The organism is Ramlibacter sp. (assembly GCA_019635435.1).
Lineage (GTDB): Bacteria > Pseudomonadota > Gammaproteobacteria > Burkholderiales > Burkholderiaceae_C > JAHBZM01.
The window spans coordinates 4,337,921-4,360,391 of record JAHBZM010000001.1; the positions used below are offsets into that span (position 1 = coordinate 4,337,921).

Annotated in this window: 21 protein-coding genes; 15 read left to right on the plus strand and 6 right to left on the minus strand. The window is 68.3% G+C overall.

Features of this window, described 5'->3' with window-relative positions; translation table 11 throughout:
• The first annotated feature begins 3 nt into the window (after positions 1–3).
• Together KF796_21305 and gorA are read left to right on the plus strand one after the other, a co-directional pair.
• The gene (locus KF796_21305; GenBank protein ID MBX3589177.1) at positions 4–903 is read left to right on the plus strand and encodes a LysR family transcriptional regulator; all 900 of its coding nucleotides are present in this window, start codon (positions 4–6) and stop codon (positions 901–903) included.
• Between the two features lies 1 nt (position 904).
• Positions 905–2,272: a glutathione-disulfide reductase gene (gene gorA, locus KF796_21310; GenBank protein ID MBX3589178.1), complete on the plus strand. Its 1,368-nt coding sequence runs from the start codon at positions 905–907 to the stop codon at positions 2,270–2,272.
• Here the strand turns inward: gorA and KF796_21315 are convergent, their stop codons facing one another.
• The gene (locus tag KF796_21315) at positions 2,273–2,536 is read right to left on the minus strand and encodes a hypothetical protein (protein ID MBX3589179.1); all 264 of its coding nucleotides are present in this window, start codon (positions 2,534–2,536) and stop codon (positions 2,273–2,275) included.
• A 152-nt stretch (positions 2,537–2,688) separates the two neighbouring features.
• On the opposite strand from KF796_21315, the gene KF796_21320 reads away from it, so the two are divergent.
• Both KF796_21320 and KF796_21325 read left to right on the plus strand, forming a co-directional pair.
• Entirely contained in the window at positions 2,689–4,206 is a 1,518-nt protein-coding gene (locus KF796_21320) for an AMP nucleosidase (protein MBX3589180.1), read from the plus strand.
• Between the two features lie 183 nt (positions 4,207–4,389).
• Positions 4,390–5,934, plus strand: coding sequence for a hypothetical protein (locus tag KF796_21325; GenBank protein MBX3589181.1), 1,545 nt, complete (start codon positions 4,390–4,392; stop codon positions 5,932–5,934).
• A gap of 89 nt (positions 5,935–6,023) precedes the next feature.
• Here KF796_21325 and purT read toward each other — a convergent pair whose 3' ends face one another.
• Entirely contained in the window at positions 6,024–7,250 is a 1,227-nt protein-coding gene (gene purT, locus KF796_21330; GenBank protein MBX3589182.1) for a formate-dependent phosphoribosylglycinamide formyltransferase, read from the minus strand.
• On the minus strand, positions 7,247–8,104 hold the full coding sequence (psd, locus tag KF796_21335; protein MBX3589183.1) for a phosphatidylserine decarboxylase: 858 nt from the start codon (positions 8,102–8,104) through the stop codon (positions 7,247–7,249). The genes purT and psd overlap by 4 nt, the downstream gene beginning before the upstream one ends.
• Positions 8,105–8,190: 86 nt before the next feature.
• Here psd and KF796_21340 point away from each other — a divergent pair, with 86 nt between their 5' ends.
• On the plus strand, positions 8,191–8,691 hold the full coding sequence (locus KF796_21340; GenBank protein MBX3589184.1) for a hypothetical protein: 501 nt from the start codon (positions 8,191–8,193) through the stop codon (positions 8,689–8,691).
• On the plus strand, positions 8,688–10,037 hold the full coding sequence (locus tag KF796_21345) for a GAF domain-containing protein (GenBank protein ID MBX3589185.1): 1,350 nt from the start codon (positions 8,688–8,690) through the stop codon (positions 10,035–10,037). The genes KF796_21340 and KF796_21345 overlap by 4 nt, the downstream gene beginning before the upstream one ends.
• On the opposite strand, the gene KF796_21350 is transcribed toward KF796_21345, so the two are convergent.
• Together KF796_21350 and KF796_21355 are read right to left on the minus strand one after the other, a co-directional pair.
• The gene (locus KF796_21350; GenBank protein MBX3589186.1) at positions 10,034–10,768 is read right to left on the minus strand and encodes a hemerythrin domain-containing protein; all 735 of its coding nucleotides are present in this window, start codon (positions 10,766–10,768) and stop codon (positions 10,034–10,036) included. The genes KF796_21345 and KF796_21350 overlap by 4 nt on opposite strands.
• Before the next feature lie 148 nt (positions 10,769–10,916).
• Positions 10,917–12,503: a choline dehydrogenase gene (locus tag KF796_21355; GenBank protein ID MBX3589187.1), complete on the minus strand. Its 1,587-nt coding sequence runs from the start codon at positions 12,501–12,503 to the stop codon at positions 10,917–10,919.
• 153 nt (positions 12,504–12,656) lie between these two features.
• On the opposite strand from KF796_21355, the gene KF796_21360 reads away from it, so the two are divergent.
• The 8 genes from KF796_21360 (at position 12,657) to KF796_21395 (ending at position 20,146) form a co-directional block, all read left to right on the plus strand.
• Positions 12,657–13,655, plus strand: a complete 999-nt coding sequence (locus tag KF796_21360; GenBank protein ID MBX3589188.1) for a hypothetical protein — start codon at positions 12,657–12,659, stop codon at positions 13,653–13,655.
• A gap of 370 nt (positions 13,656–14,025) precedes the next feature.
• Complete coding sequence (locus KF796_21365) at positions 14,026–15,105, plus strand: hypothetical protein (GenBank protein ID MBX3589189.1); 1,080 nt, start codon at positions 14,026–14,028, stop codon at positions 15,103–15,105.
• Positions 15,106–15,179: 74 nt separating this feature from the next.
• Positions 15,180–15,986 carry a crotonase/enoyl-CoA hydratase family protein gene (locus KF796_21370; GenBank protein MBX3589190.1) on the plus strand — a complete coding sequence of 269 codons (807 nt, stop codon included), beginning with the start codon at positions 15,180–15,182 and terminating at the stop codon, positions 15,984–15,986.
• A gap of 373 nt (positions 15,987–16,359) precedes the next feature.
• Complete coding sequence (locus KF796_21375; protein MBX3589191.1) at positions 16,360–16,809, plus strand: MarR family transcriptional regulator; 450 nt, start codon at positions 16,360–16,362, stop codon at positions 16,807–16,809.
• A 42-nt stretch (positions 16,810–16,851) separates the two neighbouring features.
• Positions 16,852–17,268, plus strand: a complete 417-nt coding sequence (locus KF796_21380; GenBank protein ID MBX3589192.1) for an organic hydroperoxide resistance protein — start codon at positions 16,852–16,854, stop codon at positions 17,266–17,268.
• A 75-nt stretch (positions 17,269–17,343) separates the two neighbouring features.
• Entirely contained in the window at positions 17,344–18,435 is a 1,092-nt protein-coding gene (locus tag KF796_21385; protein MBX3589193.1) for a DUF2855 family protein, read from the plus strand.
• Between the two features lie 253 nt (positions 18,436–18,688).
• Complete coding sequence (locus tag KF796_21390) at positions 18,689–19,102, plus strand: GreA/GreB family elongation factor (protein MBX3589194.1); 414 nt, start codon at positions 18,689–18,691, stop codon at positions 19,100–19,102.
• A 39-nt stretch (positions 19,103–19,141) separates the two neighbouring features.
• Positions 19,142–20,146: a serine/threonine protein kinase gene (locus KF796_21395; protein ID MBX3589195.1), complete on the plus strand. Its 1,005-nt coding sequence runs from the start codon at positions 19,142–19,144 to the stop codon at positions 20,144–20,146.
• Between the two features lie 8 nt (positions 20,147–20,154).
• Here KF796_21395 and KF796_21400 read toward each other — a convergent pair whose 3' ends face one another.
• A complete protein-coding gene (locus tag KF796_21400; GenBank protein MBX3589196.1) occupies positions 20,155–20,634 on the minus strand; it encodes a winged helix-turn-helix transcriptional regulator in 480 nt (159 codons plus the stop codon).
• An 83-nt stretch (positions 20,635–20,717) separates the two neighbouring features.
• On the opposite strand from KF796_21400, the gene KF796_21405 reads away from it, so the two are divergent.
• Positions 20,718–22,406, plus strand: coding sequence for an FAD-dependent oxidoreductase (locus tag KF796_21405; protein ID MBX3589197.1), 1,689 nt, complete (start codon positions 20,718–20,720; stop codon positions 22,404–22,406).
• Positions 22,407–22,471: the final 65 nt, after the last annotated feature.

Consider the following 22,471-nt stretch of genomic DNA (forward strand, 5'->3'; position numbering starts at 1 on the left):
GGCATGGACAAACTCCGTGCCATGCAGACTTTTGTGCAGATTGCCGAGCAGGGCAGCCTCACGGCGGCGGCGCGTGCGCTCGAGTCATCGCTGCCCGCCGTGGTGCGCTCGCTCGCGGCCTTCGAGGCGCACCTGGGCGTGCGGCTGTTCAACCGCACCACGCGCCGCATCTCGCTGACCGAGGAGGGCCGGCGCCACCTGGACAGCTGCCGCCAGGTGCTGGCCGCCGTGGACGACGCCGAAGCCGCACTCACCGCCGGGGCGCGCGAGCCCACGGGCCATCTGCGGGTGACCGCACCGGTACTGTTTGGCCAGATGTACGTGGCGCCGGCCGTCACGCGCTTTGTGCAGAAACACCGCAAGATGCGCTGCAGTGTGGTGCTGCTGGACCGGGTGGCCAACCTGCTCGAGGAAGGGCTGGACGTGGGCATCCGCATCGGCCCGCTGGAAGACTCCTCGCTGGTGGCGAAGCCGCTGGGGCAGATCCGCCGCGTGGTGGTGGCCAGCCCGGCCTTTCTGCGCCGCCACGGCACGCCGGCCCACCCGCGCGAGCTGCTCGACGCCAACTGCGTGCGCATGGCCTTTGGCCCGCCCACCTGGGGGACTTTCCATGACGAGGGAAAATCCTTTCGCCTCGCGGTCAAGGGCAACCTGGACTTCAACCATGTGTTGCCCGCCGTGCAGGCCTGCGCCGACGGCGCGGGCTTTGGCATGTTCCTGTCTTATCAGGTGGCGCCGCTGGTGGCGCAGAAACGCCTGAGAATCGTGCTTGAAAGATTCGAGCAGCCTGCGCGACCCATCAGCGTGATCTACCCCCACGCGCGGCTGCTGCCCGCGCGCACACGCGCCTTCATCGACTGGATGCGCGATGAACTCAAGGACCTTGCGGCCCTGAAAGGATGAAATGCAGGAACCAGATTTTGACTACGACCTGTTCGTGATCGGTGGCGGCAGCGGCGGCGTGCGCGCCGCGCGCATGGCGGCGCAGCGCGGCGTGCGCGTGGCGCTGGCCGAGGCGGGCGCGCTGGGCGGCACCTGCGTGAACGTGGGCTGCATCCCCAAGAAGATCTACAGCTACGCAGCCCACTATGCCGAGGCCTTTGAAGAGGCGGCTGGTTTTGGCTGGGACCTCGCGCCGGCGCGCTTTGACTGGGCGCGGCTCAAGGCCAACCGGGCCCTGGAGATCTCCCGGCTCAATGGCGTCTATGCCAACCTGCTGGCCAGCGCCGGTGTCACGCGGTTCACAGGCTGGGCCGAACTGGCCGGCCCCCACACGGTGCGCATGGGCGAGCAGAGCTGGCGCGCCAGGCACATCCTCGTGGCCACCGGCGGGCGGCCCGAAGTGCCCGACCTGCCCGGGCGCGAGCATGTGATCACGTCCGACGACATCTTTGACCTCGAGCCCTTCCCGGCCCGCCTGGTGGTGGTGGGCGGCGGCTACATCGCCTGCGAGTTCGCCTCGATCTTCAACGGCCTGGGCGCGCAGGTCACACAGCTGTACCGCGGCGAGCAGGTCCTGCGCGGCTTTGATGACGATGTGCGCCACTTCGTGGCGGCCGAGATGGCCAAGACCGGCGTGGACCTGCGGCTGAACACCGACGTGCAGTCCGTGCAACGGGCCGCGGGCGGCCTGCAGGTCACGCTCAAGGACGGCCAGGTGCTGCAGGCCGACGCGGTGCTCTACGCCACGGGCCGCAGCCCCAAGGTCAGCGGCATCGGGCTGGAGGCCACCGGCGTGAAGCAGGGCAAGGGCGGCGCCATTGTGGTCAACGACGACTACCAGACCTCGGTGCCCTCCATCTATGCGCTGGGTGATGTGACCGCGCGCATCCAGCTCACACCGGTCGCGCTGGGCGAGGCCATGGTGCTGGTGGACCACCTGTTTGGCAGCGGCCAGCGCAAGCTGGGCTACGACTTCATTCCCACCGCCGTGTTCACGCACCCCAACATCGGCACCGTGGGCTACACCGAGGCCCAGGCACGCCAGAAATTCGGGCAGGTCACCGTGTTCAGCAGCGAGTTCAGGCCGCTCAAGCACACCATGTCGGGCAGCACGGAGCGCTCGCACATGAAGCTCGTGGTCGACACCGCGAGCGACCGCGTGGTCGGCCTGCACATGGTGGGGGCTGACGCCGGCGAGATCGTCCAGGGTTTTGCCGTGGCCATGAAAGCCGGCGCGACCAAGGCGGTGTTCGACGCCACCGTGGGCATTCACCCCACGGCGGCCGAGGAGTTCGTGACCATGCGCACGCCGGTCAGCGTGCCCGCCTGATCAGACCAGCACCTCGGCGCCGGGGCGCACGATGGGCGCCTGGTGGGTGTCGTCGGGGGCCAGGTAGACCGTCTTGCGGTCGATCTTGCCGTCCCAGGCCGCGAGTTCGGCGCTGGCGCTGCGGATCACGGCGCGGTCCAGCGGGTGGCATTCGCGGTTGTCCAGCTTCTTGAGTGACTTGGAACGGGCGATGGCCGCCTGCACGCGTTGGGGCTCGACCATCAGGGCAAACGGGTTGGCCGAGGACAGGGTGGCGGTGCTCATGTCGGATTCCTTGCAGAAGTTGTGTTGGCTTGGAGCGACTGTAGGCAGGTGCCCCGGGGGCGCGGAGTCGGTTGACGGCGTTACCGCTTGTAGGCATTTGGCTGACACGGCCACAAACCGCCGCAAAACGTGAGGCATTGCACAATGTGTGCATGCCTTACCTCCCGCCCTTCATCGCGCCCAGCCGTTTTTCCGACCCCGCCGCCGCGCTGGCCCAGGTGCGCGCCATCTACCAGCAGCAGATCGAGCACCTGCGCGATGCCATGCTGCGCTTCGTGGCGGGCGAAACCCTGCCGGGCCATGTGCGGGCCTGCTACCCGTTTGTGCGGATCCACACCGACACCGTGGCCCGCCTCAGCCCCCAGGACGTGGCCCACCTGAGCTATGGCTTCGTGGCCGGCCCGGGCCGCTACGAGACCACGCTGACCCGCCCCGACCTGTACGCCGACTACTACCTGGAGCAGTTCACCCTGCTGCTGCAAAACCATGGCGTGGAGCTTGAAGTGGGCACCAGCACCCAGCCCATCCCCATCCACTTCTCGTTTGCCGAGAACGACCACATCGAGGGCACGCTGAGCGCCCAGCGCCGCCTGCTGATGCGCGACGTGTTTGACCTGCCCGACCTGACCGCCATGGACGACGGCATCGCCAACGGCACCTGGGAGGCCGGCCCGGGCGAAGCCCAGCCGCTGGCGCTGTTCACCGGCGCGCGGGTTGACTACTCCTTGCAGCGGCTGCGCCACTACACCGGCACGGCGCCCGAGGGCTTCCAGAACTTCGTGCTGTTCACCAACTACCAGTTCTACATTGACGAGTTCGTGCGCCTGGGCCATGAGGAAATGCGCAGGCCCGGTAGCGACTACGTGGCCTTCATCGAACCGGGCAATGTGATCACGCGGCGCACGGGCACGCCCGCCAGCGTGCAGGGCGAGCTTGGCGCCTTTCTGGACAGCACGCACGGCGTGCCGCCACCACGGCTGCCGCAGATGCCGGCCTACCACCTGGTGCGTGAGGACCGCAGCGGCATCACCATGGTCAACATCGGCGTGGGCCCGGCCAACGCCAAGACCATCACCGACCACATTGCCGTGCTGCGCCCGCATGCCTGGATGATGCTGGGCCACTGCGCCGGCCTGCGCAACAGCCAGCAGCTGGGCGACTACGTGCTGGCCCACGCCTATGTGCGCGAGGACCATGTGCTGGACGAGGAGCTGCCGCTGTGGGTGCCCATCCCCGCGCTGGCCGAGATCCAGCTGGCGCTGGAGCAGGCGGTGGAAGACGTGACCCAGGTGCGCGGCGCCGACCTCAAGCGCATCATGCGCACCGGCACCGTGGCCAGCACCGACAACCGCAACTGGGAGCTGCTGCCCGGCAACGAGCCGCAGCGCCGCTTCAGCCAGAGCCGCGCCGTGGCGCTGGACATGGAAAGCGCCACCATCGCGGCCAACGGCTTTCGCTTCCGCGTGCCCTACGGCACCCTGCTGTGCGTGAGCGACAAGCCGCTGCACGGCGAGATCAAGCTGCCCGGCATGGCCAACCACTTCTACCGCGAGCGCGTGGACCAGCACCTGCGCATCGGCATGCGAGCGATCGAAATCCTGCGCGCCGAGGGGGTTGACCGGCTGCACAGCCGCAAGCTGCGCAGCTTCAATGAGGTGGCGTTCCAGTAGCGCCGGAGCGCGGCCGCGACGCGAGGCGGCCCATGCCTGTTGAAAACACACAGGCACAGGGGAAAGACATCACAGCTTTAGAGCTGTCTTGCGCGAGGCCCTCTCGCTAGACTGGACCTCGCCCAGGGCGGTGGGGCGCCCCTTTCAAAGCACCGCCGTGCACCACATCAGGAGGAAATAACAATGACCGTCAATCGCAAGCTGCCGGGCCTGGAACTCATGGGCCTGAACTACGACGTGACCGAGTACTACGCGGACGCCCGCTCCATCGATCCGCTCAAGCCGCTGTTCAACCTGGGCCTGTCAACCTACAACCCCGCCACCGACCCGGCGCCCGGCACCATCACCATCGATGGCACGACCTATGGCTTTCCGTCCAACGTGACGGTGATCCCGCTCAACAATTCGCAGATGATCGAGCAGACCACCCAGTCGGTAACCGATTTCCAGCTGCACCTGAACGTCAATGCGCAGGCCGGCGGCTGGTATGAAGGCTTTTCGGGCTCGGTGGAAGCCAGCTTTGACGCCACCTACCGCACCAGCACCAGCTTCTATTCGCTGACCCACATGGGCCTGATCCAGTCCTACAGCGTCACCTTGCCCGAACTGTCCGAGCTGCGCGACAGTTACCTGACGCCCGAGGCCGCCAGCGACATCAACGGCAGCATGAGCCCGGCCAGCCTGGTGGCCAAGTACGGGGCCTTCTTCCTCAAGGCCGGCATATTTGGCGGCGCGCTCAACTACTCGCAGAGCATCTCGCGCTACTCGGTGGAAACGCAGACGGCCGCGGCGGCCAAGGTCAGCGCGAACTACCTGGCCTTCGTCAACGGGTCCATGTCCACCTCGGTGCAGACCGACAACGTGGCCACCACCGAGCAGAGCAACGGGCACTTTGAGGCCAAGGGCGGCAGCCCCGACCAGCTCCAGCAGGGTTACCAGCCATGGGCCGCGGCCCTGATGCGCGAAGGCGACTTTGCCCTGGTCAACTTCAACCAGCATTCACTGACCCCGCTGTGGCTGCTGGCCCAGGACCCAGCCCGCCAGAACGCCATTGAAGCCTGTGTGCGCGACATGCTGTCGTCCACGCCGCCGCAGATGAACACGCTGCAGTGGGACACGCAGAACAAGACCTCCTTCTATGCCAAGGGCAGCAGCAAGGACAACATTGAAAAGCAGGTCGTCCTCACCGACCCCGCGCAGGTGATCGTCGGCGTGGCCTGCTCCGCCCACAGCGACAATGTGTCGCGCCTGGCGCTGCGCGTGCTCAATCTGAACGACAACTCGCTGACCTGGATCACCGACGACAACAGCGTCTACAACCAGTCCAATTACCAGCAGGTCGCCGACATCCCCGCCGCCACCCAGCAGCGCGGCGTGGCCGTGACGGGCATGGGCTTTACCTGCACCAAGAATGTCGTGTCGGCGATCTGGCTGCACTACCAGATGCTCAACCCCGCCGACAGCAGTGGCAAGCCCACCTTCCTGGGCAGCGTGGTCAACACCTATTACTGCGGCGACAACGCGCACCAGAAGGCCAAGCCGGAGGCCAACTTCACACCCGACGCCGGCGCGGGCAAGCCGATCACGGGTGTGGGCCTGCGCATCAAGAGCGACAACTTCGCCACGATGAAGCTCTGGCAGGCCCCGCTGCTGAGCAAGGCCGAGAGCGCCACCACCGTGGTGGCGGCGGTCGAGCACGCCCAAGTGAAGGAGCCGCTGACGGTCTGACCCTGCACCACACGGTTTGCTACATTTTTTGTAGCGAACCGTGGCCGCCAATCAAGGACTACAGCCCGATCTGGCTTGTCAACCTGGTTTCAGGCCGCGCGCGGGCGCACCTTGCCGGCGGCGAGCTTGGCGCTTTGCCTCGCCTTCTGCACGTCCGCGTCGTGCGCCAGCGCCACGCCCATGCGCCGCTTCACAAAGCTCTCGGGCTTGCCGAACAGGCGCAGCTCGGTGTTGGGCACGGCCAGTGCTTCGTCCACGCCGTCAAACACAATGCCTTGCGCTTCCACGCCGCCGTAGATCACGGCGCTCGCGCCCGGGCTCTTGAGCGCGGTGCTCACGGGCAGGCCCAGGATGGCGCGGGCATGCAGCTCGAACTCGTTTTGCCACTGGGTGATCATGGTCACCATGCCGGTGTCGTGCGGGCGCGGGCTGACCTCGCTGAACCACACGTCCTCGCCCTTCACGAACAGCTCCACGCCAAACAGGCCCAGCCCGCTGGACTGGCCATCCAGGCCCTGGCCCAGGTCGTCGGTCACGGCCTTGGCAATGGCCTGCGCCTTGTCCAGCGCGGCCGGGTGCATGGGGTGCGGCTGCCAGCTTTCCACATAGTCACCGCTGACCTGGATATGGCCGATGGGCGCGCAGAAATGGGTTTCAACCTGGCCCGTTGCACCTCTGGCGCGCACGGTCAGCAGCGTGATCTCGTAGTCAAAGTCGATGAAGCCCTCGACGATCACGCGGCCGTGGCTCACGCGGCCGCCGGCCATGGCGTAATCCCAGGCTTTTTGCACATCGGCCGGGCCGTCGATCTTGCTCTGGCCCTTGCCGCTGCTGCTCATCACGGGCTTGACGATGCAGGGGTAGCCGATGCCGGCGTCAATCGCCTGCTGCAGTTCCGCCAGCGAATCGCAGAACTTGTACGGGCTGGTGGGCAGGTTGAGCGTCTCGGCCGCCAGGCGGCGGATGCCTTCGCGGTCCATGGTCAGGCGCGCGGCGCGGGCCGTGGGAATCACGCGCACCGTGCCCGCGGCCTCCAGCTCCTGCAGCATGGGCGTGGCAATGGCCTCGATCTCGGGCACCACCAGGTGCGGGCGCTCGGCCTCGATCAGGGCCTTGAGCTGGGCCGGGTCGCTCATGGTGATGGTGCGTGCGTGGTGCGCTACCTGCTGGCCGGGCGCGTTCTCGTAGCGATCCACCGCAATCGTTTCCACGCCCAGGCGTTGCAGCGCAATCAGCACTTCCTTGCCCAGCTCGCCGCTGCCCAGCAGCATGACCTTGGTGGCGTGGGGGGACAGGGGGGTTCCGAGGGTGGTCATGGATGGTTCACTTTCAGGTCGGCCATGGCTTCTCCCAGGCGGACCGGTCGGGCGGCGGCCCAGTCGGGGTTGAATTCAAGCGTATTCTGGGGCCACAGCATCACCACGGTGGAGCCCAGCAGGAAGCGGCCCATCTCATCACCCTTTTTCAGCGTGATGTTCTGGTCGCCATAGCGCCATTCGCGCACGGTGCCGGGGCGTGGCGGATTGACCTGGCCATGCCACACCGTGGCCATGCTGCCGACGATGGTGGCGCCCACCAGCACATTCACGAACGGGCCGTGGGCCGTGTCGAACACGCAGACCACGCGCTCGTTGCGCGCAAACAGGCCCGGCACGCCGCGCGCCGTGACCGGGTTGACCGAGAACAGGTCGCCCGGCACGTGGATCATGCGCACCAGCCGCCCGTCGCAGGGCATGTGGATGCGGTGGTAGTCGCGCGGGCTCAGGTAAATGGTGGCAAAGGCGCCGTTGTCAAACTGCGCGGCCAGGGCCGCGTCACCCCCCAGCAACGCGCGGGTGCTGTAGTGGTGGCCCTTGGCCTGGAAGATCTGGTCGCGCTCAATGGCACCCAGCTGGCTGATGGCACCGTCCACCGGGCAGACCCAGTCCGCCCGGGCGAGCGGGCGGGCGTCGCAGCGCAGGGGCCGCGTGAAGAACTCGTTGAAGCTCGCGTAGCTTTCAATGCGCGGGTTGGCGGCCTCGGCCATGTCCACGTTGTAGCGGGCCACAAAGCGGCGAATGATGGCGTGCGTGAGCCCGCCCATGCGCGCGCCGGCCACCATGCCCGCAAAAACAGTGAGCGCCCGCTTGGGCAAAAGGTATTGCGGCGCAACGGCCAGACGGTCAGACACTTGGGTGGCTTTCGTGGTGAATCCAAAAATTTTAGCCGCGTGCCCTGCCCCCGGCGCTGCCCGGGCGCTGCGACACAATAGCGCCCATGCCCGCGCCCGCCCGCCCCCGCCTGCCGCCTGACCTGCTGGCCATGATGGCGCGCGGGGTCTCGGTGATCGTGGGTTCACGCGACCAGGCCAACCGGCCCAGCATCATGCGCGCGGTGGGCAGCGACGTGGCGGCCGACGGCGAGCGCATCACGGTCTACCTGTCTCGCCGCCAGTCGCGCCAGCTGCTGCAGGACCTGGCGGCCACCGGCGAAGTGGCCGTGGTGTTCAGCGAGCCCGCCACCCACCGCTCCGTGCAGGTCAAGGCCCGCCAGGCCAGCCTGCGCCACGCGCAGGCCAGCGACGTGCCGGTGCTGGCACGCTACCTGAGTTCGATGGAGCACGAGGTCCAGCGGGTGGGCTATGCCCCGCCGGTGACCCGCGCCATGCTCGCGCACCAGCTCGAGGACGTGGTGGCGGTGAGCTTCCAGCCCGAGCAGGCCTTCGACCAGACGCCCGGGCCGCAGGCCGGCACGGCCTTCAGCGAGGGCACCGCGTGAGCGCGCAGCCCGCCGTGGCGCTGGACGCGATCCGGCCCTGCTTCGAGGGCGCCATCCCCTCGATCATGGCCACCTGCAGCGCCGACGGCACACCCAACGTGGCCTACATCTCCCAGGTCTATTACGTGGACGGGCGCCACGTGGCGCTGTCGTTCCAGTTCTTCAACAAGACCCGCGCCAACATCCTGGCCAACCCGCATGCCACCGTGCTGCTGCTGCACCCGGTGACGGCCGAATTCTTCCGCCTGCAGATCCGCTACCTGCGCACCGAAACGCAGGGTCCGCTGTTTGAAGGCATGAAGGCGCAGCTCGCGGGCATTGCCTCGCACACCGGCATGGCCGGCGTGTTCCGGCTGCTGGGCTCGGATGTGTACGAGGTCACCGCGGTCGAGGCCGTGGAAGGCAGCCCCCTGCCCCCGGCCCCGCCACGCACGGGGCTGCTGGGCGCCGTGCGCCGCGGCAGCGAGCAGCTCGCGCGCTGCACCACGCTGGAAGAGCTGCTGAACGCCGCGCTCGCGGCCATGACGGACTTCATGGGCATGCGGCACGCCATGGTGCTGCTGCTGGACGCTGGCACCCAGCGCCTGTACACCGTGGCCAGCAGCGGCTACGCCACCTCGGGCGTGGGGTCCGAGATCGAGATGGGCATGGGCGTGATCGGCGTGGCGGCGCGCGAGCGCACGCCGGTGCGCATCGGCCACATGAACAGCGCCTACCTGTACAGCAGCGCCATGCGCCACAGCCTGCAGGCCAATGTGCCCGATCTGGCGCCCGCCACCGACATTCCCTACCCCGGCCTGCCCGAGCCGCACAGCCAGCTCGCGGTGCCGGTGCTGTCGGCCGGGCGCCTGCTGGGCGTGCTGTTTGCCGAGAGCCCCAGGGACCTGCAGTTCAGCTACGAGGACGAGGACATGCTGGTCAGCCTGGCCGGTCACCTGGGCGCCGCGATGGACCTGATGCAGGCCACCACCGAGGTTGCCGAGCCCGCCGCGCCGGCACCCGCGCCGGCCCAGGCCACGGCCGGTGCCGCGTTGCAGGTGCGGCACTTCGCGGTCAATGACAGCGTGTTCGTCAACGGCACCTACCTGATCAAGGGCGTGGCCGGCGCCATCATCTGGAAGCTGCTCAACGACTGGCGCGACCAGGGCCGCACCGAGTTCAGCAACCGCGAGCTGCGGCTGGACGCCTCCATCGGCCTGCCCGACATCACCGACAACCTGGAGGCGCGGCTGGTGCTGCTGCAGCGCCGCCTCAAGGAACACGGCCCCCACATCCGGCTTGAAAAAACCGGCCGCGGACGCTTCCGCCTGGTGGTGCAGCGGCCCGTGGAGCTGGTGCCGGCCTAAACCGCCGCCAGGCCGGGCACGGGCGGCAGGCCCAGGCTGCGCGCCAGCTTGGCCCACTCGCGGTCGGTCAGGTGCGGGCGCACCGTGTCCAGCACCGCGGCAAAGGCCGGGGCCGGCGCATGGGCCTGCATGTCAGCCAGCATGGCGGTGCGCTCGGCCGGGCTCATGAAGGGCACCAGCCAGCGCACCGTGTACATCATCTCGGCCGGCGGGATGGAGGCCACCAGCGCGTTGTGGATGTCCGTCAGTTCGGCGTCGGTGTAGCGGGCCCACAGCACGGCGTTGTGCGCGGTTTCTTCCACATGCATGTGGTGGAAGTTGTCGGCGATGAACAGCGAGAGCGAGCGGTACAGCGCCAACGCCAGGGCGGCGCGCTGCGCCGGCGCGGCGCCCAGCAGTGTGGTGGCGGCCTCGGCCAGCGCGCGGATGTGCTCGCCGTGCTCTTCATGCTCGTGGGCGATCACGCTGCTGGCGCCCGGAGCGCGAGCTTCGATGGCGGTGTGCACGAATTCGTTTTCGTGGCGCAGGTGCGAGGCGCAGAAGTCCAGCAGCTCCAGCACGCGCTGGGTGGTCTGCGCCAGCTCGAGCTCGTCGTCCGGGTCCATGCGGCCAACGGCCAGCAGGGTGTCGGCCATCAGCGCGCGAATGGCCTTGTGGATGCCGGCGTACAGGTCCAGGCGCGGTGCCTGGGCGGCAGCCAGCTGCTGCAGTTCCTTGGGATCGATGTTCATGCTTGTTTTCTTTCCAGGTGGGATGGCGGGCACACCGTGTGCCACAAGCCATGGAAAGAAGTCTCGAAGAATCAGCGAGCCCGCGCCGCTAAGAATTGCTTAAACAATTCCTAAAGAATCCTTAAATTCTTGCGCGCTGTGAACTGCGTCACACGGCCCGGATCATGTCCACGGCCTTCTCGGCAATCATGATGGTCGGCGCGTTGGTGTTGCCGCCCACCAGGCGCGGCATGATGGACGCGTCCACCACGCGCAGGCCCTCGATGCCATGCACCTTGAGCTGTGCATCCACCACATCCATCGGGCCGCCCCCCATGCGGCACGAGCCCGCGGGGTGGTAGATGGTGTCGGCATGGTCGCGGATGAACAGCTCGATCTGCGCGTCGGTCTGGGCGCCAGCCGAGGCCGCAAGCTCCTGCCCGCGGTAGCCGGCCAGCGCCGGCTGCGAAAGGATGCCGCGCATGAGCTTGAAGCCGCGCACCAGCCGGTCCACGTCGTCGCGCTCGCCCAGAAAATTCGGGTCCACCAGGGGCGCCTGCTGCGGGTCGGCGCTGGCCAGCTTGACGCTGCCGCGGCTTTTCGGGCGCAGCAGGCACACATGGCAGGAATAGCCATGGCCAAACACCGTCTTGCGCCCATGGTCCACCAGCTTGCCAATGACAAAGTGCAGTTGCAGGTCCGGGATCGCCTCTTGTGGCTGGCTGCGGATGAAGCCACCCGCCTCGGCAAAGTTGGTGGTGAGCATGCCGGTGCGGAAGTTGCGCCACTCGAAAATGCCCCTGACGGCCCGCACCAGGCCGGCGAACGACAGGCCGAACAGGTCCTTGAGGTGTGGCGCGTTCACCACCTGCACCACGTCCACATGGTCATGCAGGTGGGCGCCCACGCCGGGCAGGTCATGCAGCACGGCAATGCCGTGTTCCTTGAGGTGGGCTGCCGGCCCGATGCCCGAGAGCATGAGCAGCTGCGGCGACATCAGCGCGCCGGCGCTCAGCAGCACCTCGCGGCTGGCCTGCAACTGCCGCAACTCACCGCCCTGGCGGTATTCGACCCCCACCGCGCGCCGGCCTTCGAGCAGGATGCGCGTGACATGCGCCCCCGTGACGACCTGCAGGTTGGGCCGGCCCAGGTGCGGCGTGAGGTAGGCCTTGGCCGCGCTGAAGCGCTCGCCATTCCTGTGGGTCACCTGGTACATGCCCACGCCCTCCTGCACGGGCCCGTTGAAGTCGGGGTTCACCGGGTAGCCGGCCTGCTGGCCTGCCTCCACGAAGACCGGGCCGAAACGGTTGGGCGTGGTCAGGTCCTTGACGTTGAGCGGGCCGCCCGTGCCGTGCAGCGCGTCGGCGCCGCGCTCGTTGTTCTCGGCGCGCTTGAAACAGGGCAGCACGTCTGCCCAGCCCCAACCCGCATTGCCCTCGGCAGCCCACTCGTCGTAGTCGCTGGGGTGGCCCCGGGCGTAGATCATGGCGTTGATGGAGCTGGAGCCGCCCAGCACCTTGCCCCGGGGCTGGTAGCCGCGGCGCCCGTGCAGACCGGCCTGCGGCACGGTCTCCAGCGCCCAGTTGGCCTGGCCGTTCTTGGCCAGCAAGGCCAGCCCCGCCGGGCACTGGATGAGCACGTTGGTGTCGGGCGGCCCGGCCTCGATCAGCGTGACCCGGACCGAGGGATCCTCGCTGAGCCGGCCGGCGAGCACGCAGCCTGCCGATCCGCCCCCGATGACGATGTAGTCAACCATTGTTTTGTCTCCTGCACGCATACCTTACCATTACACTCTGTGACATTTGGAAGCAATTGGGTGGTGGTGCGTATGCAAACAGTTTCGATGAGGCGGGCGCATTCGGCAACAGGGCAGTTCCCCGCGCTCTCCAGGGGCGAAAAGGAGTAAGGCATGCCGACCGGCAGTCCACCCCCTGACCAGATGCCGGTGCCCGAGGCTGCGCAGCTGCGCCTGAGCACCGAGCTGACCCGGGTACCCACGCCGCACCCACCCCCCGCTCCCGCCCCCGCCCCGGCGCCGGCGCCCGCCCCACAAGCACCCGCGCTGCCCCAGCCCGAAGCTGCCCCCGCCGCCATCACGGCGGCGCAAGGCGCGCTGGCCGGCCAGGTGGCTGCGATCCGCCGCGTGGCGGCACAGTCGGGCCTGGTGCCCCTGACCGTGAGCCTGGGTGGCATTGCCGTGATCGCGAGCATCGGCTGGATGATCGAGCGGCGGCGCAACAAGCGCGAGCAGGACTCCGTCCTGTGGGCTGACCTGCAGCCTGCCGCCTCGTCGATCGTGACCAAGGCACGCAGCCTCGATTCCATCCTGCCCGACAGCCCCAACCCCGCCGAGTCCGCCCGCGCCATCTATGTGACCGCCATTGGCGAGACCAACTCGCGGCGGGAAGCCACGCTGATCGACCTGCACCAGCTGCAGCAGAAGCTGCAGCGGCGCAGCAAGCGAGGCGACCATGTGGCGGCCCTGCTGCTGCTGCAGCAGCACCTGGTGGATTTCCGCTACTCCAGCCCCTGGGTGTTCCTGGAACTGCGCGAGCTGTACCGGCAGATGGGCCGCGAGAAGGAGTGGGAGATCGCGCGCGAGGCCTTCCGCGACCGCTTTGGGCAGAACGCCCCGCTGTGGAACGCGCCTTCGACCGCGCAGGTGGGGCTGGACACAGACCCCGACCTCTCTGGCCAGCTGGTGCCGCTGTGGCCCTACCGCAAGGCCCGCATGTGGATCCTGCGCTGGATGCTGGGTGAGCCCGAGATGCGCGCGCGCTGCATGGGCCCGCCGCTGCTGCCGCTGGGCGTGTACCGCGACCTCATGATGCTGGACGAGCTGCTGGACGAAGTCATGACCACGCCGCCGCAACCCGCCGAAGCCACGCCCACCGCCGTGGTGGCCTGAGGCTCGCGCGTCAGGGTTCGCACCCTCGCTGTCACATAGGTGACTGGCGGCGCGGCGCGCAGCCTGCCCGCCCCCGATCCCTGCAGGTGGGGCCGCCCCAGATTGGGCCGATCCAGGAGGCGATGAAGCCAGGCATTTACAGCCCTCTCAATTTTTCCTAATATCACAATTGGTGACAAGAAATACAAATTGGGAGAGAGAAATGAGGAATAGTTGCACTATTTACCTTTTTCTATCTGACGGGAGTCTGGCCTGTCTCCGCGCTGTGATGAATGTCACAAGCACAAGGGGAATGGGGCACTTCTCGCCGTCGGCGAGATTTGCTAGGGCTCGCTGCAAACCGGGCGGGGTCTGAACCATGGCAGACGGAATGGTGACCGTGATTCAGTCGCCAAACCCTGATGCCAGTGGTTTGCGCCTTGCCACAACGCTCGCCCACGTGCCGCCGCCGAGAGATCCGGCGACACAGCCAGCCAACGACATCACCCCGGGGAAGGCAGCCCTTGAAGACGCTGCCCCTTCGAATCAGGCTGTCTTGCCCGGAACGCCCGCCGCCGGACGGATCGACCCCGCGCCACCTTATGCGGATCCAGGTCCGCCAGTGGCCGCGGAGCAGGAAGGCCTCATGGCGGCAAGGATGTCGGCCATCCAGAAAGCGGCGCTGAACTCCGGCCTGCTGCCGGCGACGCTCAGCATCGGGGGCATCGCACTGATCACCAGCCTGGGTTGGGTGCTGGAGCGTCGGCGCCACCGGCGCGATCGGGAATCGCCCCGCTGGGCCAACATCTGGCCTGACGTCCGGCCCGCTTCTGCCGCCCGGCCCGTTTCCCGGTCAAGCCGGAATCTCGGCGACATCCTTACCGAGGGCCGGAGCCCGGCCGAGGCGGCACGCGCGATTTTTGTGACCCCCATCGGTGAGACCACCTCGCGTCGCGAGGCCACCATGATCGATCTTCATGAACTGGACCAGAAGTTGCGCCGGCGCTGCAAGGGGGGCGATCCCATGGCCGCGCTTTTGCTGCTGCAGCAGCACATCGTTGACTTCCGATACACGAGTCCCTGGGTTTTCCTGGAACTGCTGTATCTGTACAAGCGACTGGGCCTGCAGGAAGAATGGGAGTCTGCCCGCGTGGTTTTCCGCGACCGGTTCGGGCAGAACGCCCCGACATGGTCGGCGCCCACCACCGCTCATGTCGGGCTGGAGACCGACCCGCAACTGGCGAGCCAGTTGACCTCGCTATGGCCGACCTGGCCGGCGCGGATGCTGATCCTGCGCTGGATGCTGGGCGAGCCCGACATGCGTGCCCGGTCCATGGGGCCACCCCTGCTCCCACTGGGCATTTACCGTGACTTCATCCTGGCCGACGATGTGCTCGACGAGGTCATGGCCATGGCGGCGCGCGCGAGCCAAACCAAGGCCACGGTGCACCTCCAGACCACGGCGGCCTGAGTGTCTCCGAGGTAGCGGACATTCGCGGCGGCGCGCTTTAGCATCAGCCCGGTCTGACGTTACCGGAGCACCCCATGTCCACCGACACCCCGCCCGAAGGCACCATCACCACCGAACAGCGCGGCGCGCTGCTGCTGATCGGCATCAACCGCCCGGCCAAGCTCAACGGCTTCACACCGCGCATGTTCCGCGAGCTGGGCGAGGCCTACACCCGGCTGGACGATGACCCAGACCTGCGTGTCGGTGTGCTGCATGCGTTTGGCCCGCACTTCACGGCGGGGCTGGACCTGCCCTCGATCGCGCCGCTGATGCAGCGCGGCGAAAAAGCCATTCCGTTGGGGCTGGTGGAGCCCACCGACCTGGGCACACCGGGTTACCGGCGGCGCACCAAACCCATGGTGGTGGCCGTGCAGGGCATCACCTACACCCTGGGCATCGAGCTGATGCTGGCAGCCGACGTGGTGGTGGCCGCCGACAACTGCCGCTTCTCGCAGCTGGAGGTCAAGCGCGGCATCATGGCCACGGGCGGTGCCACGCTGCGCATGGCCGAGCGCGCGGGCCTGGGCAACGCGATGCTGCACCTGTTGACCGGCGACGAGTTTGGCAGCGCCGAGGCGCTGCGCCTGAACTTTGTGCAGAAGGTGGTGCCCGCGGGCCAGGAGCTGGAGACCGCGCTGCAGATCGCGCAAGCCATTGCCGCGCAGGCGCCGCTGGCCGTGGTGGCCACGCGCCTGAATGCGCTCAAGGCCGTGGAGCATGGGCCCGTGGTGGCGATGCACGAGTTCATCGACGTGCAAAAACGCCTGTCCAACAGCGAGGACGCGGCCGAGGGGGTCCGCTCGTTCGTGGAGAAACGGGCAGCGCGGTTCACGGGGCGTTAGAGCGCCTTTCGGGCCATGGGCGTGCCATCCTGTTCGGTACGCCTGCGCTTCTTCGGGCTCAGGCGAACAGGGCACTCTGCTCCGCTCGTGTCCCCCGGATGGGCTGCGCCCATCCTCCTCCTTTACCTCGCTGCGCAGAGCGTCCTGCCCGCCTGAGCCTGCCAACCATTTGGCGCGCCAGGTTTTGACGTAACCCCTGCTACAGCGTAGCGGCTTGGCGGCAGCGGGTGCCTGCCGCAGCGAGGTTAAGGGGGAGACAACGGCGTAGCCGTTGGCGGAGGACACGAGCGGAGGCAGGCACCCGCTGCCGCCAAGCTGCGGGGCAAAATCAATTAACTTGCACACAATTTAATTTGGCGCTACAATTCACCTCATGGCAACGCAAAAGCTCACCCCCGACCAGGCCCTGCTGCTGGACAACCAGCTGTGCTTTGCGCTGTATTCGGCGTCGCTGGCCATGACCAAGCTGTACAAGCCGCTGCTCGAAGAGCTGGGCCTGACCTACCCGCAGTACCTGGCCATGCTCGTGCTCTGGGAGCGCGACGGGCTCATGGTGTCGGAGCTGGGCGAGCGGCTCTCGCTCGACTCGGGCACGCTCACGCCGCTGCTCAAGCGGCTGGAGGCCTCGGGCCTGGTGGCGCGCATCCGCGACGTGCAGGACGAGCGCCGCGTGCACATCACCCTCACCGCCGCCGGCCGCAAGCTCAAAGGCCGCGCCGCCAAAATCCCGGGTTGCATCCTGAGCGCCAGCCAGTGCTCCATCCCTGAACTGATTTCACTCACCCAGCAGGTGCAAGCCCTGCGCCAGCGCCTCACGGCCTGATTTTTCTCCACCCCTTCCCACTCACCTCCAAAGGAAACCACCATGACCAAGCTCGACAAAGTTCTCTACACCGCCAAGGCCCACACCACCGGCGGCCGCGACGGCGCCTCCAGGACCGATGACGGTCGCCTGGACGTGACCCTGTCCTCGCCCGGCACCTCGGGCACCGGCACCAACCCCGAGCAGCTGTTTGCCGCCGGCTACTCTGCCTGCTTCATCGGCGCCATGAAGGCCGTGGCCGGCAAGATGAAGGTCACGCTGCCGGCTGACCTGGCGATCGACGCTGAAGTTGACCTCGGCCCCATCCCCAACGCCTACGGCATCGCTGCCCGCCTGAACGTGAGCCTGCCCGGCATGGACAAGGCCGCCGCCCAGGCGCTGGTGGACGCCGCGCACCAGGTGTGCCCGTACTCCAACGCCACGCGCGGCAACATTGACGTGACGATCACCCTCGTCTGATCAGCCTTTACCAGCTGTCACGAATGCGGCCCGCCGGTATTGAACCGGCGGGCCGCTTCGCTTAACGTGGCGTTTATGCCCACCACCACACTCCAGGTCCGCAAGGACAAACTGACCGACACGCGCCTTGTCACCACCGACGACGCCCCACTGGCCCCCGGCCAGGTGCGCGTGCGCGTGGAGCACTTTGCGCTGACCTCCAACAACATCACCTACGCCGCCTTTGGCGACGCCATGAGCTACTGGCACTTCTGGCCCACCGCCGAGGAAGGCTGGGGCATCGTGCCGGTCTGGGGCTTTGCCTCCGTCACGCAGAGCCTGCACCCCGGCGTGGCCGTGGGTGAGCGCCTGTGGGGCTACTGGCCCATGGCCGACCACGCCGTGCTGCAGCCCGAGCGCCTGAGCCCCGCTGGCTTCAGCGACGCGGCGCCGCACCGCGCCGCCCTGCACGCCGTCTACAACCAGTACCTGCGCACCACGGCCGACGCGTTCTATCAAGCGGACACCGAAGACGCCCAGGCCCTGCTGCGGCCGCTGTTCATCACCTCGTGGCTGATTGACGACTTCTTTGCCGACAACGATTTCTTTGGCGCCAAAGTGCTGCTGCTGTCCAGCGCCTCCAGCAAGACGGCCTACGGCACGGCCTTCCAGCTCGCGCAGCGCGAGGGCATCGAGGTGATCGGCCTCACCTCGCCCGGCAACCAGGCCTTTTGCGAAAGCCTGGGCTGCTACAGCCGCGTGCTGACCTATGACCAGCTTGACCAGGTGCCCGCCGACGCGGCCTGCGCCTATGTGGACTTTGCCGGCAACGCCGACCTGCGCCGCCAGATCCACACCCGCTTCAGCCAGCTCAAATACAGCTGCTCGATTGGCGGCACCCATGTGGAGCAACTGGGTGGCGGCAAGGACCTGCCCGGCCCGCGCGCCACCCTGTTCTTTGCGCCGGCCCAGGTCAAGAAGCGCAATGCCGACTGGGGCGCGCCCGTGCTGGGCCAGCGCCTGGTGCAGGCCTGGCAGGCGTTCTCGGCCAAGGCCGGCAACGCCGACGCGCCCTGGCTCACCGTGCAGCACCACCGCGGCGCGCCGGCCGTGCAGGCCGCCTATGCGCAGGTGCTGGGCGGGCGCGGCGACCCGCGCGTGGGCCACATGCTGTCGCTGGCGGCCTGACAGCCGCCCGGGGGCCTGCGGTACCATAGGCCGGTGAACACGACTCGCGCCACCCCCGCCCTGCACGCCGCCGCGCCTTCGCGCGCCGGCGCACAGGCGGCCGGGCTGCCTTGTCCTGGTCAGGCCGCACCCTGCTGAGCCCGACGACCCACCACCCCCTCCTTCTTTTTGCGCTCTCTGGTCGTCGGGCCCCTCGCCTGGCGCCAACGCCCGTGCTCGCCGCAGCCGGGCCCTTGCATGACTGGACCGCAACATGAATTCCCACCACCCCGTTGAGCGCCTGCTCACCGAACTCGACCACGCCCGCCTGAACACCCTGGCGCGGCAAGCCGCGCCCAGCCCGGCCTCACAGGCCCTGGCCGACCTGCTGCTGGACGCCGACACCGTGCCCAGCCGCGACATGCCCGCGCACATCGTCACCATGTACAGCCAGGTGCGGGTGCGCGACTGCCACACCGGCGCGCAGAGCAAGCTGGTCATCTGCTACCCGGCCGATGCCGATGCCGCTTCGGGCTTTGTGTCGGTGCTGTCGCCGGCCGGCCGCGGCCTGCTGGGCCTGAGCCCCGGCGGCGTGGCGCAATGGGCCACGCCCGCTGGCGCCACCGCCTCGGTGGAACTGCTGGAGATCCTGTTCCAGCCCGAGGCCAGCGGCGACTACGAGATGTGATGACGCCCACCGCGGTGAAGCCCCCGGCGACAATGCCCCATGTCTTCACACCCCTATGAATCGCTGACGCCCGACGTGGTGCTCGACGCGCTGGCCACCGTGGGCCTGCGCGGCGACGGCCGGCTGATGGCCCTGAGCTCCTACGAAAACCGCGTCTACCTCGCGCACCTGGAAGACGGCTCGGCCGTGGTGGCCAAGTTCTACCGGCCCGGCCGCTGGAGCGAAGCGCAGATTCTGGAGGAGCACGCCTTTGCCGCCGAGCTCATGGCCGCCGAGGTGCCCGCCGTGGGCCCGCTGGTGCTGCAGGGCGCCACACTGCACCACCACGCGGGTTTTGCCTTCAGCGTGAGCCCGCGCCGCGGCGGCCGCGCGCCCGAGCTGGACAACGACGAGGTGCTGGAGTGGATCGGCCGCTTCCTCGCGCGCATCCACACCGTGGGCGCGGCGCGGCCGTTTGCGCACCGCGGCGCGATTGACCTGCAAACCTTTGCCATCGAACCGCGCGACTGGCTGCTGGCCCACGACAGGGTGCCGCTGGACGTGCAGTCGGCCTGGACCGCGGCCTGCCAGACCGCCATGGACCTGATCGCGCCCCACGCCCAGGCCATGCAAGCCAGCGACCAGAACGGCCACGCCATCCGCCTGCATGGCGACTGCCACCCCGGCAACATCCTGTGGACGCCTGAAGATCAGCCCGGCGGCGGCCCGCACTTTGTGGACCTGGACGACGCGCGCATGGGCCCGGCCGTGCAGGACCTGTGGATGCTGCTCAGCGGCGACCGCGCGCAGCGCCAGCGTCAGCTGGGCGCGCTGGTGGATGGGTATGAGCAGTTCCGCGAGTTCGACCGTGGCGAGCTGGTGCTGATCGAGCCGCTGCGCACGCTGCGCCTGATCCACTACAGCGCCTGGCTGGCCCGCCGCTGGGACGACCCCGCCTTCCCCGCCGCCTTCCCGTGGTTTGGCAGCAGCGACTACTGGCAGGGCCAGGTGCAGATGCTGGAAGAGCAGATGGAAGCGATGCAGGAGCCGGCGCTGGTGGCGTGAGGCGCGCTTCAGGCGCCGCCAGACTCCGCCGCCGCCGCGTAGCGCGCAAGGTCGCCCAGCAGCACGGCCATCGCCTTCGGGCCCACCTCTTGGGCCATCTCGCGCTGGGCGCTCGCCACGGCGCGGCCAAACGCATCCAGCCACGCCAGCCCCGCGGGAGTGAAGCGCACCACGCGGGCGCGCCGGTCGGTCGGGTCGGGCAGGCGTTCGACCAGCGCCAGCGCCTCGCACTGGTCAATCAACTCGGTCATCGCGGCATTGGTCATGGCGGCGCGCCGCGCGAGCTCGGTGATGCGCGTGCCTTCCAGGTCGAGGTGGCGCGTCAGGTTCACATGCGGGCGCCGGGTCTGCACATGCCCTTCATCACGCAGCAATTCCATGACCCGGTCCTCGAAGCGGCGCAGCGCGTTGTCAAGCACGCGGCCCGGGTTGTGGCGGCGCCAGGCATAGGGGTTGGGTTCGGGGCTGGGCGGGGCTAAATCAGTCATGGTTTACCCGGATAGGTCCTCGAATATTAATTAGGTAGCCTAAGCAATAACGACCCAGATCAATCACAGGCCAAGCCCGAATAATGACCGATTCCACCCCCGCCCCGCAGCCCACGCTCGCCACCGATGTGCTGGTTGCCGGCGGCGGCCCCTGCGGCCTGATGCTGGCCAACGAACTGGGGCGGCGCGGCATCCGCTGCCTGGTCGTTGACGCCAAACCCGGCACGGCCTTCAACCCCCAGGCCAACGCCACCCAGGCGCGCACGATGGAGCACTTCCGGCGGCTGGGCTTTGCCCACGAGGTGCGCGCCCAGGGCCTGCCACCGGACCACCCGACCGACATCGCCTACTTCACGCGCTACGCCCGGCACGAGCTCGCGCGCATCCGGCTGCCCACGGCGGCGCAGGCCATTGTCAACATCAAGTCGATGCAGGGCTCGTGGAGCGCCGCCGAGCTACCGCACCGGGTCTCGCAGAAGTTTGTCGAGCAGACGCTGCGCCGCCATGCCCAGAGCCAGCCGAGCGTTGACCTGCGCTATGGCTGGACGCTGGAGCGCTTCCACGACGAAGGTCACCGCGTGAGCGCCAGCGTGCGGCCCGGCGCGGGCGGCCCGCCGCAGCCCGTGGTGGCGCGCTACCTGGTCGGCGCCGACGGCGCCCGCAGCCTGGTGCGGCGCGAACTGGGCATTGAATGGGAAGGCGTCACCGGCATCCAGCGCGAGTTCATGGGCGGCAAGATGTTTGCCGTGTACCTGCGCGCGCCGGGCTTCCTGCAGGTGCTGCGCCATCCCAAGGCCTGGATGTACGTGACCGTCAACCACCAGCGGCGCGCCTTCATGGCCTCGGTGGACGGCGTGGCCGAATACGCCTTTCACGCCGCCCTCAAGCCCGGCGAGGACGCCGAGCACTGGACACACGAGGACGCGCGCCGCGTGTTTGCCGAGGCCGTGGGCGCCGAGCTGCCCGTCGAGATCCTTTCCACCGGCACCTGGCTGGCCGGGCACGCGCTGGTGGCGCAGCGCCTGCGGCAGGGTCGCGTGTTCATCGCGGGCGACGCCGCCCACCTGTTCACGCCCACCGGCGGGCTGGGCTACAACACTGCGGTGGAAGACGCGGTCAACCTCGGCTGGAAGCTGGCCAGCGCGATCCGCGGCCAGGCGCCCGAGGCTCTGCTGGACAGCTACGAGATCGAGCGCAAGCAGGTGGCCCGGCGCAACACCGGCTTTGCGCGGCGCTTTGCCGACTCGGTGGGCCTGTTCACCGCCAGGCCGGAACTGGAGGAAACCTCGGAACGCGGCGAGGCAGAGCGCCGCCTGGCGGGCCAGCACCTGGACGAGCACGCCCGCCTGGAATTCAACATTCCCGGCGTGACCTTTGGCGGCCGGTATGACGGCTCCCCCGTGATCGTGGGTGACGGCGCCACGCTGCCGCCCGACGAGCCCAACACCTATGTGCCCACGGCCAGCCCCGGCGGCCGGCCCCCGCATGCCTGGCTGCAGGACGGACGATCGTTGTTCGACCTGTTCCATAGCGAATGGCCCCTGCTGGCCCTGGGGCCCGACGCGCCGCCCACTGAAAAGTTTGAAGCCGCCGCGCGCGACGTGGGCCTGGACCTGCGCGTGGTGCGCCTGCCCCAGGCCTTGCTGCGCGACCTGTACGAGGCGCCGCTGGCGCTCATCCGCCCCGACCAGATCGTCGCCTGGCGGGGCGCCAGCGACCGCGAGGCGGCGGGTGTGCTGGGGCGAGTGAGTGGGCGGGCTGGAGGGCTGTGAGTGCCCCCGCCAAGACGATCTGGATGACTTGAGTTTCGCTACGGATTACGTAGCGCATAGTGGCC